Origin of the sequence: Paraglaciecola sp. L3A3, assembly GCF_009796765.1 — a bacterium.
Lineage (GTDB): Bacteria > Pseudomonadota > Gammaproteobacteria > Enterobacterales > Alteromonadaceae > Paraglaciecola.
Genome location: NZ_CP047023.1, coordinates 1,261,958 through 1,275,489 on the forward strand (window position 1 = coordinate 1,261,958; position 13,532 = coordinate 1,275,489).

The following is a 13,532-nucleotide window of genomic DNA, read 5'->3' on the forward strand; positions in this document are numbered from 1 at the left end:
AAAATGAACAAACAATTTAAAATTGCATTGTTTACCGCTGTAAGTGTGGTTATTTGTAGCACACATGCATTGGCTAAAGTTGAAGATGACCCTATGCAAGTGATTAAAAAGCAACAACTTGAGCAGGTGAAAAAATCTAAGGCACAACGCAAGCTACAGATCGAAGAACGTAAAACAATTCGCCGCGAGAAAGCGGTAGAAAAAATTAAGTTACGTGCTATTAAATAGCCGTAATTATTAAAAGATAATAGCTCGGATTGTAATTGTCATTACCTGATTTAAAGGTTTTGTTCAGTTTACTCCGAGCTTTTTATTTGTTGATTACAAGATACAGTGAAAGATATTCCCCAAAACTTATTTTAATTTGTCATCACTTGGCGAATTTACAACTGCACGGCTAAATTTTGTGAGGTTTGCATAATTAAGCGCACCTTGTTTTACGATTATTTTATTGTTTTTATTATTCACGAAAACTACCCCAGGTGTACCTGTTAAACCCAGTTCTTTGGCTTCTTTTTGATCTTGTTCTATAAGAGGTTGATATTTATTGCTGTTTATACACAGCATCAATTCTTTGCTATTTAGATTAGATTTTTGCGCGGCCAGGGTAATGAATTGCTGCGCATTTTCAGGCGTATTATTTGGTAAGTTGAATAAGTTTTGAGTTAATGCCCAAAAGCTTTCGTTGCCGTACATTTTGCCTGAACATTCAATCGCGTTTGCTTGTTGTAAATATCCCAAGGAATTGTTTTCTAGGGGAAAGTGTCTATATACCCAATTCACTTGGCCCGATGATTGGTTGACAAATTTTTTTAAGGTTAAGCGTAATTTTTTACAATAAGGACAAGAAAAGTCTGAATACATGATGATACTTACTGGCGCGTTTAACGCTCCATAAATATGCTCTGATTTTGTTGAAATCGGTCTAATGGGAGATGAGGCGGAGTAACTCGGTTGGATAAATAAAATAACTAGAACTATCGTTACTAGTTTCATTAGTGTCGGCATACAAAAAGTTTTCACCGGTTGTTTCCTCCTTACTCTATTTTTTTGATTCTAGCATTAATTACTTAGGATAAAGTAAAACAGGTAATATGATTTAACGATAGAAAATAGCGTTTATTTCGTATCTAATAGCGTGATTATTTAGCGGCTATTTAAAAAGGCTGTGAAAATACCTCAACAAACTGTTGATGCATAAACTTATTCGATAATAAGGCGCGTTTAAATATGGATGATCTGAAAAATATAGTGTTGCTTTTGTCATGGGTTGATTACTTAGGCATAGTATTATTTTTTAGTTGCTGGATGGGTTACCGTTTTATTTTAGAACGAGGTGATATAGGCCGTAAAGGCTTGATAGGGATTACCCATGAATACCGTTTGCAATGGGCTATGGAATCGGCTGCCCGTGAAATCCCTGTAGCTTGTGCGGGTTTAGTCAGTAATTTAATGGCCAGTGTATCGTTTTATGCGTCTACTACTATTTATATTATTGCAGGCTTATTCGCTCTAGTCGGTTCGGTTGAACGTTTATTAAGTTTTTCTGAAGATATGCCTTTTGCCCAAGCTGTTTCTAGTGGTTTGATTGAATTAAAATTGATTCTATTAATTTTAATTTTTGTAAATGCCTATTTTAAATTTACCTGGTCTTTAAGGCAGTTTAATTTCTTGTGTATTTTGATTGGTGGTAGCCCTTATAGAGAGAATATGCCATCAGAAGAGTATCGATTAAAAACTGCTAAAAGAATGGCCAGGGTTAATTCATGTGCTGGTAACGAGTTTAATCGCGGTATTCGTTCTTATTATTATGGAATTGCCGCTTCTACTTGGTTTTTGCATCCAGTGGCATTTATTGTCGCCACCATCTGGGTTACATATATTTTATATATAAGAGATTTTCATTCTCCTGTACTTGAAATATTACGTGATACTTACCCGCCTGAATTACGAGATTATGAACTCGATGAAGAAGTGAAATCAGCCACTGCAGACAAGCCTTTGTAGTTTTGTTTTTGTAAGGGGGAGGCTGCTTTAAAACGTTTATTCTTAATTCGTTTTTGTTCTGCTTTTTTCACATGTTTAGCAATCCATTTAGTCATTTTTTTCATTAGCTCCGGAGGAAAATCATGGCCCATACCTTGGATGATTTTCAATTTGGCTTTTCTAATACTTTCAGCTGTATTTTGGCCGCCAATACAAGGGATTATAGGGTCATCTGAACCATGAATAACTAATGTCGGCGCTTTAATGTGTTTTAAACTGTGCCGTCTATCACCTGTGGCTGCGATGGCAGCTAACTGGCGCTTTACACCCGCTGGGTTATAGGCTCGATTAATATTAAGTTTAGCTTGTCGACGTAGGGTGAGGTCATCTATTGGATAGCTAGGACTACCAATTAACTTATTCATTTTAATGTTATAACGAATTGCCGCTTCGTTATGACTTTTTCTGGGACGTTTGCCTAAAGCTAACATTATTCTAAGATTTGAAGTTGAAACGATAGGCGAAGTGGCAGACATAATTGAGGTTAAACTCAACACTTTCTTTTTGTGATGACTCGCTAATATTTGGGCTATCATGCCGCCCATTGACGCACCAATCAAATGGGCTTTTTTAATTTTAAGTGCGGCCATTAATTCCAACACATCGTTTGCCATATCTTCAAGTTTGTAGGGGGTAGAATAACGAAAGGGCAAACGATGACTGAGCCAAGTTTTCAGTAAACTTGGATCCCCCAATTCGTCTAGCTGAGTCGATAAACCTACATCTCTATTATCGAAACGTATCACTCTATAACCTTTTTCTACTAAACCTAAATACAGTTCATCTGGCCAAATGGTCATTTGTGCGCCCAAGCCCATGATCATAATAATGACAGGTGCCGACTTTTTTCCTTTGTCTTGAAAATTGATAGTAATGCCGGAACGGGTAGTGATTTTTTTCATAAGTTTAATTTGGTAATAAGTTTGATCTTCATAAATTAAGACAGATTTACGCTTGTACCTTTTATGCTGACAGAAGTTTGTGATAATTAAATGAAAGTGAATATTTATTAGCTAGTCATAATAATTCATAGACATTATGGGTGAACTATAGGCATGATCGCCCTCATTTGGCGCTATGTGGCAAGTAAATCGGATTTTAGTTGATTATTACCTGAGATATTACCTCTTGGTTATCGGCGACAAAGCTAATAGATACGTAGGATTGAAACCGAATTTGAATGTTCGTTTGATTTTTCTGTTTAGTCTTTTTATTTGGCGCACATTTTGCTCATTGTTAATAAATTATCGTAAATCTCCATAACCATAGGTTGGACTAAAAATTATACTATTTGACTAAATATTTTTCTTTCAAATAGTTTTAAAATGTATTTACTTTATAAAAGGATTCATTGTGAAAAATCTTGATTTACATAATCAGTTAGAAAAATATTATCAGCAAATTAAAGCTGTGATTATAGATAAGCAGCATCCTTTATCGGGATTATTACCAGCCAGTACTGCAATAACAGTGCATGGCAATTATCAAGATGCTTGGGTTAGAGACAATGTTTACAGCATACTCGCGGTTTGGGGATTGGGCTTAGCTTACCGTCAGCTCGATAACGATAATGGTCGAGGATATGAGTTAGAGCAAAGTACTGTAAAATTAATGCGGGCGTTATTGCGCTCGATGATGTCGCAGTCGGCTAAAGTTGAAGCTTTCAAAAAAACTCGCAGCCCAATGGACTCATTACACGCAAAGTATGACACAGCTACTGGAGAACCTGTGGTTGCTGATCATGAATGGGGGCATTTACAAATAGATGCGACCTCAGTATTTTTGCTTACTCTGACGCAAATGATTGGTTCAGGTTTAGATTTAATCTGGACCAATGAGGAAGTCTGTTTTATTCAAAATTTGGTGTATTACATTGAGCGGGCTTATCGTACCCCTGATTTTGGGATCTGGGAGCGTGGAGCAAAAACCAATAGTGGTAACGTTGAACTTAACTCAAGCTCTTTAGGTATGGCTAAGGCTGCCTTAGAAGCGTTATCAGGCTTTAATTTATATGGCGCTAAAGGTGGGCCAAGTTCAATCATTCATGTTGTGCCGGATAATATTGCTCAAGCAAATATTACTTTAAAAGCGCTGCTTCCTAGAGAGTCAAACACTAAAGAAATTGATGCCGCCTTACTTAGTGTGGTGGGGTATCCCGCATTTGCGGTATCTGATCCCAACTTATCTGACAAAGTTCGCAACGAAATTATCGAGAAATTAGAAGGACGTTATGGTTTAAAACGTTTTCTACGTGATGGTCATCAAACTGAACCAGAAGATGAAGGTCGATTACACTACGAAGAGCAAGAGCTTAAACATTTTGAACATATAGAATCAGAATGGCCATTGTTTTTTTCCTATCTATATCTGGATGCCATTTTTCGTGATGACAAGGCACAAATTTCGCACTATAGACAAAAGCTTGATGCAGTCTTGGTCGAGCAGGACGGGCATTTTTTATTACCTGAACTTTATTATGTACCTAAAGAAAATGTCGAATTAGAACGTCAAAATCCAGGCTCTCAAGATAGGGTGCCAAATGAAAATGTGCCTTTGGTTTGGGCGCAAAGTTTATTTTTATTAGGCAAAATGCTGCAAGATGGTTTATTGCGTCCGGGCGATTTAGATCCTCTTGGTCGTCGCTATGTAAAACCGCCAAGTTTGCCAGTAGTGCAACTGGTTTTCTTAGCAGAAGACGAAGCATTACAACATGAATTAGCCAGCCATGGTGTCAGTACAGAAAGTATTAATAACATTGCTCCAGTTAAAGTTTGTCGACCAGAAGATATTGCCAATGTGCATGCGCAAATTGGCCGTTGTGATAGTTTAGGATTAAGCGGTCGTACTACTCGCATGCCCAAAAGCTTAACCACAAGTCGTATTTATGTTTTGGGGCAATCAAGGGTGTTATGTCTGACACCTTCTTTTACTCAACAATCGTTTTTCCTAAGTTATGATTTAGAGTTTTTAATTCGTCGTTTCAAAAGTGAGTTACGTTATTTACATCGTAATTGGACTGAAACAGGTCGACCTATTGTCACTGTGCTGTTAACCCGAGGGTTATTAGATACTGACCGCACGTCTTTCTTTGAATTAATGAAACAAATCTCTAGTGGTGAGGTAGCAGATACACCTGTATTGCAAGGCACTGTTGCGCAATTGAGCTCTACAGCGGCACATGAGCGTATTGAGCCGTTACATGATTATTCTATACCAAATACTCCGTTAGCTTGCCTATCGACCCAGTTTGGATGTTTAGCGACTAAAGGTAAACAACTGCCTATTAGTCAAGTGACAAGCGTTGAAATAGGTTTGAATACAGATAGTACTAGTTTAATCAAACGTCTTAGTGGTGCTATTAATATTTATGAACAAATTGCGCTGTTGACTAATCTAGTCAAGCTACATGATTTACAATTTGTAGTGAATATTGACAATAATAATTACCAACTGAGAGAGCTGATTGAAGAAGTTTATCGTAATGCTGGAAACTTACGTATTTGGTCGGTATTAAGACAAGCATCTGGCTTGTTAGGTAAGTCTGACGGTGATTTAGGCATAGCTGTGAGTGCCATACTAATAGCCCAGAAAATTATTCAAGTTGGCCGTTCTTATACTGATGATACTTTGATCACTCGTCCTTTGTCAGACAGTGAATTACTGAATAAAATTCACTCATACTGCCGTGAAGATGTACGAGATCAAATTCTGACTCAAGAAGTCTTGTTATGTTTAGGTTTATTGATTAAGTCTAAGCCCGAACTATTTAGTGAATTACTGACTATTCGTGTCAGTCATTTTATTATTTTGTTGACCAGTCAAATCGTCAGAGCTGAAAAAGTACCTGCTGATGTGGCTTACGATACTTTAATGGCCATGCCACCCTCGGCTATTCAAAAGAGATTAGAGGAAGTGATGGAAGATTATCATTCTTTGACAGACCTACCTCAACGGATAGAAAAACTGCATGCAAAAAGTGGTCATGGAAAACTGAGTTGGAAACAAAACTTAGGACTAGAAGCGCTGACTGCTCCCACTGATGGTTGGTTAGCATGGCGTCAACATCAAGGGATTATTGATCGTAGATCTGCAGAGTTTAATAATCGTATTTGGTTGATTTTACACCATACGAAAGGCTTGGTTATTGGCAATAAAATGGACAAACGAAATCGCATATGCAGCAGTTTAGTGCTAAGTGATATGACCCCCGGGGAAACGTCATTTGCGCTATTAACCGAACATATGTTGAATAATATTCAGTCTGCAGAATATCGTCAATTAAGTATCGAAGCATTAAATGCTATGGCCAGTTATTTTGAACAAAATAACAGTTTAGTGATCGATGAGGAAATAATAGTCGATGTAGCTATAGGTCATGCAGTGAATCTGGCGTATATAAAAACTTATCCAGCCAGAGAAAATAACTACAACGAATATAAAGTCGATGCTTGGACATGTTTTTATGACCTTGCACCACAAGAAACCACAGCTTTTATTATTTCGGCATTGAACCATTTATTAATTGACAATGAATAGGCTTTTTTAGCTCTTAATAAAGTAAGCAGATAAATGTTGAATCGTTTATTTGCTTACTCTTTGCCTGAAAATATATAACTATAGCCTTACAATACTCGTCCTTTGTTTGAACTCATGCTTTTGTATTGTTTGCTAATTTAATAAGTCATCCAAATGTTACCTTCACCATCCGCTCATTTAGCTAGTACAAAGTTATTTATTGTTTTAAGTATTTTAACTGGTTTAGTAGGCGCATTTATTAATCCGCTGATGAGTTATTTTTTAGTGGATTCATTAGACGTTCCTCCAATTTACATCGGTTTGTATACTATTTCGTTAACCATTTCTGGCATTGTTATTAGTCAATGGTTGGGGAGTTTAGCTGACAAAGGCACGAGCTCTCGAAAATTATATTTACTTGCTACCGCTGGGACTGTGTTAGCACTGGTGATTTACAGTAATACTCAATCATTCATAGTGGTACTCATAGCCGGTGTGATTTTGATGGCATTGGGTAATGCTACTACACCACAAATGTTAACTTTAGGCCGCCAGTGGGCTGGCAATAATACTGTTAATATCACCCAGTTTAACGCGCGTATCCGTGCCTGTTTTTCTTTTGCTTGGATGTTAGGACCACCATTAGGTTTTATGTTGGTAGCCTCAGTTGGTTTTTCTGGGGCATTTTCAGTGGCCATATTTTTTGGTCTGTTAGGGATGTTGTTTGTGACTTTTTTTGTACCCGAACAACAAATCGACGAAAGTAAACAACAATCAACTAAAATGCAGAAGGCGCCATTGTCTTTCTGGTATTTGGGTGCGGCTGTGGTAATGGGCTCTACGGCAAATACTATGTATACCTCTGCTTTGCCTTTGTACACCTTGAATGAATTAAAGTTACCAAGTTACACGCCGGGAGTCTTAATGGGAATAGTGGCTTGTATCGAAATTCCAGTGATGTTATTTACCACTCGTTTAAGTCGATGGGTCAATAAAAAGGATCTTATGATAATATCGTTCATGTTCGGGCTGGTGTTTTATATCGGTATTTTTAATGCCACTTTGTTTTGGCATTTTGCTTTATTACAGCTTTTAAATGCTGTTTTTTATGGCTTATATGCAGGTATAGGTTTAACCTTAATGCAAGAGCAGTTACCTCAGCGTATTGGTTTTACTTCGGCTTTTTATTCAAATGGTATAAAAATAGGCTTAATGTTTGGTTCAACTGGTGCTGGTTTTATTGCCCAGTTTTTTAGCTTTAAACATACCAGTGTAGGCTCGGCAATTGCCGCTATATTGGGGGTGATTTGTTTACTTTTATTTAGCCGTTTTAAATGTCAAGAAAGCTCAATTTCACCCATATCAAATTAAGCGATAATATTTTCTAACCAGTTAACTTGCTCTGCCAAAATGGTATGTGCTTGGTCTATTTCTATTTTAACAAAATTGATTTGATCACCGGCTAGTAATTGGCCCAAAGCAAATAAGTCTGCAGTGATCACATGGGCTATTCGTGGATAGCCACCTATGGTTTGTCCGTCAACACTAGATATGATAGGTAAACCATTGGCTGGAATTTGTATGCTACCGGGTAATAAACCACTAGACGTTATGTCTGCTTGTAATAACTGTTTAAGGACGGGTCCTTCTAAACGCAAGCCCATTCGGTTGGCTGAATTGCTAACTTTGTAATCATTGTGATAGAAAGCATGAGTTTGTTGTGGGCTAAAGTGTTTGCTTTCAACAGTGTCAGTACAGCGTAGTAAGTACTTACCTGAATAATATCGCTGATGCTCTTGCTGTAATTTTTGCTTAGGCCTTTGTTCGCTATTAACTAATTCTATAGTGTCGCCAGTTTGTAATGCTCTGCCTTGTACACCACCAAAAGCCGCTAAAAAATGGGTGGAATAACTGTTCATGATTTTATTGATTGTTAATTCACCGGAAAATGCCAAATAGGCTCTCGCACCTTGTTGTCGTTTGCCAAAATGTAATATGTCGCCAGCTACCAATTGAATAGTTTGATCGTTATGAACAGGTCTTTCACCATTTTTTTTGATGACCGTGAGCTGAAACTGAGCACCACAAATAGCGATGGAGATAGTTTCAGTAAAAAGCAGACTAGGGCCCATCAAACAAATTTCTAAAACTGGATGAGATAGGGGATTACCTAACAACAAGTTGGCGATAGACATAGAGAGTGTGTCGATGGCGCCTCCTTTGGCAATCCCTAAATGCATTACCTGCTGCCGACCTTGATCTTGAATGGAGGTTTGCATGCCTGCCTTTAACACTTTAATACTCATAGATATTGATTACTTATTTGCTCAAATTCAGCGGCACAAATAGGTTTGAATTTCACCGTATCTAAAGGCTGCGCCACGCATGGTTGAGGCTGTCGGATATTAAATAAGGGAATAGGGGTTCTACCTATGATTTGCCAGCCTCCTGGAGAGTTTTGTGGATATATACCTGTTTGTGAACCACCTATGCCCACACTGCCTGCAGGAACGCTTAAATCAGGCGAGGATTTCCGTGCACAAGTAAGTTGTGGGGGCAAACCGCCTAAATATAAAAAACCAGGAGAAAAGCCCAACATATGCACAAAATATTCTGTTTCGCTATGTAGCTGGATAACGTGTTGTACAGATAAATTATTATGTTCAGCCACTTTATCTAGGTTGAGAGAAAATGGCTGTTCGTAACAGACAGGAATAATCACTTGTTTAGCTTGATAATTCACTTCAGGTAAGGGGTGTTGGAGTAGGCTGTTTAGTTCGTTAGATAAATCTGTAAAGCTAATTTTTGCTGGATAATAATGCAAAGTTAAACTTTGATAAGCGGGTATGATTTGCTCTAATTTGTCGGAAAATTGAATTTGACAGATGTTCGCCAGGCTGATTATTTTTCTGGATAACCTTTGACTAATTGGTTCGTCAAATAACAGGCTAAGACCACTATCACCATTTGCTAACAATGAGACCTTAATATTTTTCATGCTAGGGTATAACCCTCTGATTTTAAGGTGTTACTCAGCTCTTGAGCTAACTTGAGTGCAATAGGGCTATCGCCATGCAAACAATAAGTATCTACATCAATATAAAGTGGAGTTGTTTTATTGCTAGCAGATTGTTCAGTCTTTAACACAGTGATTTTTTGCTGAGTTAACATGGCCAATACTTGGTCTATACAGGGTGGTATCTCTTGATAAACCGAACCAGCTAAAGTTCTTGGCGCTAAATGACCTGATGCTAAATAGGCTCTGTCCATAAAACCTTCTCGTAAAAATGTCAGACCGCAGGACTTAGCGGCAGCTTGCATGACGCCGTTAGCCAATCCTAGTAAGGGTAAATTAGGATAGTGCTCAGTTAAAGCTTGGCATAGAGGCTGAGCAATGGATAGCGATTTTTCTGCATCATTATACAAGGCCCCATGTAATTTAATATGGCTTAGGGGTTGTTGTATAGACTGGGCAATGGTCTCTAAGTTAGCTATTTGCTCAATAACACTGTTTATTATATCGTCAACTTTCATTTCTAGGGATAAACGGCCAAAATTATCAGGGTCGGCATAACCTGGATGAGCACCACTTAAAACCCCCATTTTTTGGGCGTTTTGTAATGTGGTTAGCATAGTCAATTGATTACCGGCATGCCCGCCACAAGCAATATTACAGCGAGATAAAAAAGGCATGAGTTGGGCGTCTTGCTGGCAATCTAGGAATGTTTCGCCCTCGCCTAAGTCACAGTTTATATCGACTTTTTTGTGCATTATTGCTCCATGATTAGTCTTCAATTTTGAATTGAGGAAGCCTCTGTGTTGAATCATTATCATCATTATACATTATGGGATTATAACTAGCTTGAGTGCATACATAAACTTATCTATTTGGGGCTAGTGTTTTCTCCATTTGTAAAGTTAATGCAAGAAATGTAAAGGTAAGTAAATTTAATAGGTGATTTAAATTTTTCTGACAATATACAGTGAGTACGTAGTTGAAAAAACAGGGTGTTTTTTATTACGAACCTAAGCAATAGAAAGTTGCGAAAAATAATAAATCACTAAAGGTATTAACATATGTATTTAAAAATGATGACATTAGCTGCATTAGTAACGGTTTCAAGTTTATCAATGGCTGCTGATGATAAGAAAGAAAAGAAAAAATTCGAAGCGACTGAAAAAAATTGTGCAAGAGTTGTCAAAATGATTGAAAAATCAGCTGACAATGAAAAAAGATTGAAAGGCTTAAATAAACGTAAAGCTAAGTGTGAAGAAGCAGGGTTTTAATTGCTGCTTACTTAATATAAAACGGTTTTTTGATGATTTCGAAAAACCGTTTTTTTTTGCCTGAATATTGTTACTAGAATGCTTTTATGTATGTATTAAGCAATAGTCAAAAACTTGTCGTGCCAGATGATGCATAACAATATTTTTATTTATCCTCCTGATTTATATTGTTTTTTTATGATTGGCATAAACACTGCTGTAGTTAATTTTTAATAGATTAAAAAATTCAGTGGAGTGTTTTGTGTCAGAGTTTAGTTCAGCCCAAATAGTGATTGCCACTCAGGTCAAACCATCTGTCAATACTGCTATTCACAGTGTGTCTGGTCGTATTGATGTGCTGCAAACTTTACTGCCTCAGCTTTGTTTTGAATCCATTCCTAGGGATAAACAAAAGCAAACTTTAAACAAGATTGATAGTTATATGTTAGAGGAGACTCAGCAGTTACTAAATAAAGTGGAGCAGCTCTGTAACAAGTTAACATGGCATGAAGGTGAGTCTTTTAGCATCGAGTCTCAACAGCAGAAAATTCTGCTGACAGGCACATTTACTGAACAAGGTCATTTGGCTACTTCAATTAATCAAGATGTATGGATATCAGGTTCGCTGGCTTGGTTGCAACCTAATTATATTGGGTTAGCTCACTCCCAAGAGCTAGTGAGTTTTTCTCACGCTTACGCAAAAAATAAGCAACAAGCAATATTGAAATTTAAACATTTCCAGCAGCCTAATCAAGGTATTAAGTGTTACTTGAACGGTCAAGTGAAAGAAGGAAAAGTTGAATTAGAATGGCGTATTGAATCGCCACTTGTTAGTTATTTGGTTAATCCTTTGGATCAATTGTCTTGATTTAACGAATATCGTTACAGCAAAGTCCTTTACCAAAGGTACTGATTTATACCAATTCAATTAGAGTAATACCATTTTCACTAAGTTTGTGATCTAATTGAGTTATGTATTCTTATCTTAATTCTTCTCATGCATAGCTTAAAAAATATCGATTTTTCGACACTCATAGCGAAGGAAAAAAATGCTCGGATGCGAGTCAGATTAATGGCCCTTTCACATATTCAACAAGGCGTTAATCGCACGCAAGCGGCTCGGTATCTGCACGTCAGCCGTAGAATGGTGAATGAGTGGGTGAAGCGCTTCAACCAAGATGGTTTGGACGGATTAAAGGAAAAGCCGCGCTCTGGTCGGCCTTGTGCTTTATCAGCTGAGCAACTGCAGACGTTGAAAATTTACATTGAGTCTCATGCCATAAAACCTGATGGTGGAAGGCTCAAAGGCACACTCATCATTGACTATGTGAAGCAAGAATTTGGTATTACCTATGGCCTGACTAACATATATCGTCTACTGCATCAGCTAGGGTTTTCTTGGATAACCAGTCGCTCTAAGCACCCTAAGCAGTCCCAAGAAGCTCAAGACGAGTTTAAAAAAACTGCAGATTGAAACGATCAAATTGATCCCAGGCCATGTCACACTGGATAAAGTCGATATTTGGTTTCAAGATGAGGCTAGAATAGGTCAACAGAACACCACTACACGTTTATGGGCGAACAAAGGTAGTCGCCCTAGAGCGGTCAAGCAACAACAGTTTGAGTATGCGCATTTATTTGGGGCTGTATGCCCAGCGACAGGTGAAACAGAAGCCTTGATAACCCCTGTGGTGAACAAAGACATTATGAGACAACATTTACAATTAATATCAAATCGCACACAACTGGATCGCTATGCAGTAGTGATTATGGATGGTGCGGGTTGGCATACAGACGATATTGCGCATGACCTAGATAACGTGAGTATCATCAAGCTTCCGCCCTATTCTCCAGAGCTAAACCCAATCGAGCAGGTATGGCAATGGCTTAGGCAAAATGAGTTGGCCAATCAATGCTTTGATAGCTATGAGGATATTGTCATACAATGCAGTCGGGCATGGAATAACTTTATCAGCGATAAAGAAAAGGTTATCAAATTGTGCGCCAGAAATTGGGCACAGGTGGGAAATTAATTATCGTGATTGGTATAACTTAGGTTGCAGGTTTTTCATAATAGGCTTGCTATTATACCATTTTAGCTAAATTAGTCGTTACTCAGAAAGCACTGGATGCATTCTGAGATGTCACTTATCAATGCGGATTGGTATAACTAGATTGGTATTAGTTTTCAGTGAGTACTTTTTGCCAAAACATAGCACGGCCTTTAGCCGGGTCTAATTGATACCCGGCAAAACCATGTTTTAGATAAGCTTTTTTAGCTAACTCATTACCTTCCAGTACTTCCAAGGTGATTTTACAACAGTCTTTTTGTATGGCAATTTGTTCAACTGCTTGCAACATTTTTTGACTAATTCCTAATCCTCTGAATTTAGCTAATACCGCTAAGTCGTGGATATTCACCAGAGGTTTACAGGCAAAAGTAGAAAAACCTTCAACACAATTAACCAATCCCGCTGGTTGGCCGTTGACGTAACAAATCAAACTAAATACATGCGTTTGTTTCGCAAATTCAGCAATTAAATTTTGTTGTACATGAGATGACAAGGGCGTTCCTCCTCCCATAGGATCTTGTGCATAGGCATTCAGCAGCTGAATCAGTTCAAGGCCATGTTTGGGGTTGTTATAGTCTGCAAGTATGACGTCTATCTTCATGGTTTCTTAATTAAGTTTGTTTATATTATTTA

At 37.8% G+C, this 13,532-nt stretch carries 13 protein-coding genes; 7 read left to right on the forward strand and 6 right to left on the reverse strand.

Annotation, left to right across the window (positions count from 1 at the left end):
* The first annotated feature begins 3 nt into the window (after positions 1-3).
* Complete coding sequence (locus GQR87_RS05245) at positions 4-228, forward strand: hypothetical protein (RefSeq protein WP_158967238.1); 225 nt, start codon at positions 4-6, stop codon at positions 226-228.
* Positions 229-354: 126 nt separating this feature from the next.
* Here GQR87_RS05245 and GQR87_RS05250 read toward each other — a convergent pair whose 3' ends face one another.
* The gene (locus tag GQR87_RS05250) at positions 355-996 is read right to left on the reverse strand and encodes a thioredoxin domain-containing protein (RefSeq protein WP_158967240.1); all 642 of its coding nucleotides are present in this window, start codon (positions 994-996) and stop codon (positions 355-357) included.
* 234 nt (positions 997-1,230) lie between these two features.
* Between GQR87_RS05250 and GQR87_RS05255 the strand changes: the two genes are divergently transcribed.
* Entirely contained in the window at positions 1,231-2,007 is a 777-nt protein-coding gene (locus tag GQR87_RS05255) for a DUF599 domain-containing protein (RefSeq protein ID WP_158967242.1), read from the forward strand.
* Here the strand turns inward: GQR87_RS05255 and GQR87_RS05260 are convergent.
* The gene (locus GQR87_RS05260) at positions 1,956-2,948 is read right to left on the reverse strand and encodes an alpha/beta fold hydrolase (protein WP_158967244.1); all 993 of its coding nucleotides are present in this window, start codon (positions 2,946-2,948) and stop codon (positions 1,956-1,958) included. The two genes, GQR87_RS05255 and GQR87_RS05260, sit on opposite strands and share 52 nt — an antisense overlap.
* A gap of 451 nt (positions 2,949-3,399) precedes the next feature.
* Here GQR87_RS05260 and GQR87_RS05265 point away from each other — a divergent pair, with 451 nt between their 5' ends.
* Together GQR87_RS05265 and GQR87_RS05270 are read left to right on the forward strand one after the other, a co-directional pair.
* Positions 3,400-6,582, forward strand: coding sequence for a glycoside hydrolase family 15 protein (locus GQR87_RS05265; RefSeq protein ID WP_158967246.1), 3,183 nt, complete (start codon positions 3,400-3,402; stop codon positions 6,580-6,582).
* A gap of 153 nt (positions 6,583-6,735) precedes the next feature.
* Positions 6,736-7,932 carry a sugar efflux transporter gene (locus GQR87_RS05270; protein WP_158967248.1) on the forward strand — a complete coding sequence of 399 codons (1,197 nt, stop codon included), beginning with the start codon at positions 6,736-6,738 and terminating at the stop codon, positions 7,930-7,932.
* Here GQR87_RS05270 and GQR87_RS05275 read toward each other — a convergent pair.
* From GQR87_RS05275 to GQR87_RS05285, 3 genes are read right to left on the reverse strand one after another with little or no spacing between them, the layout of a single operon-like run.
* Positions 7,929-8,867: a biotin-dependent carboxyltransferase family protein gene (locus GQR87_RS05275; protein WP_158967250.1), complete on the reverse strand. Its 939-nt coding sequence runs from the start codon at positions 8,865-8,867 to the stop codon at positions 7,929-7,931. The two genes, GQR87_RS05270 and GQR87_RS05275, sit on opposite strands and share 4 nt — an antisense overlap.
* Complete coding sequence (gene pxpB / locus GQR87_RS05280; RefSeq protein WP_158967252.1) at positions 8,864-9,559, reverse strand: 5-oxoprolinase subunit PxpB; 696 nt, start codon at positions 9,557-9,559, stop codon at positions 8,864-8,866. Before pxpB ends, GQR87_RS05275 begins: the two co-directional genes overlap by 4 nt.
* Complete coding sequence (locus GQR87_RS05285) at positions 9,556-10,332, reverse strand: LamB/YcsF family protein (RefSeq protein ID WP_158967254.1); 777 nt, start codon at positions 10,330-10,332, stop codon at positions 9,556-9,558. Before GQR87_RS05285 ends, pxpB begins: the two co-directional genes overlap by 4 nt.
* 306 nt (positions 10,333-10,638) lie before the next feature.
* Here GQR87_RS05285 and GQR87_RS05290 point away from each other — a divergent pair, with 306 nt between their 5' ends.
* From GQR87_RS05290 to GQR87_RS05300, 3 genes are all read left to right on the forward strand, one after another.
* Entirely contained in the window at positions 10,639-10,848 is a 210-nt protein-coding gene (locus tag GQR87_RS05290) for a hypothetical protein (RefSeq protein ID WP_158967256.1), read from the forward strand.
* 241 nt (positions 10,849-11,089) lie between these two features.
* Positions 11,090-11,695 (forward strand): hypothetical protein, encoded by a 606-nt coding sequence (locus GQR87_RS05295; RefSeq protein WP_158967258.1) that lies wholly within the window; start codon positions 11,090-11,092, stop codon positions 11,693-11,695.
* A gap of 129 nt (positions 11,696-11,824) precedes the next feature.
* Positions 11,825-12,860 (forward strand): IS630 family transposase gene (locus GQR87_RS05300; RefSeq protein ID WP_158966908.1). Its coding sequence is split into 2 segments (ribosomal slippage): positions 11,825-12,283 and positions 12,285-12,860, totalling 1,035 coding nucleotides; the frame shifts between segments, so codons are not numbered across the junction.
* 148 nt (positions 12,861-13,008) lie between these two features.
* Here the strand turns inward: GQR87_RS05300 and GQR87_RS05305 are convergent.
* Positions 13,009-13,500: a GNAT family N-acetyltransferase gene (locus tag GQR87_RS05305; protein ID WP_158967260.1), complete on the reverse strand. Its 492-nt coding sequence runs from the start codon at positions 13,498-13,500 to the stop codon at positions 13,009-13,011.
* Between the last annotated feature and the right edge of the window lie 32 nt (positions 13,501-13,532).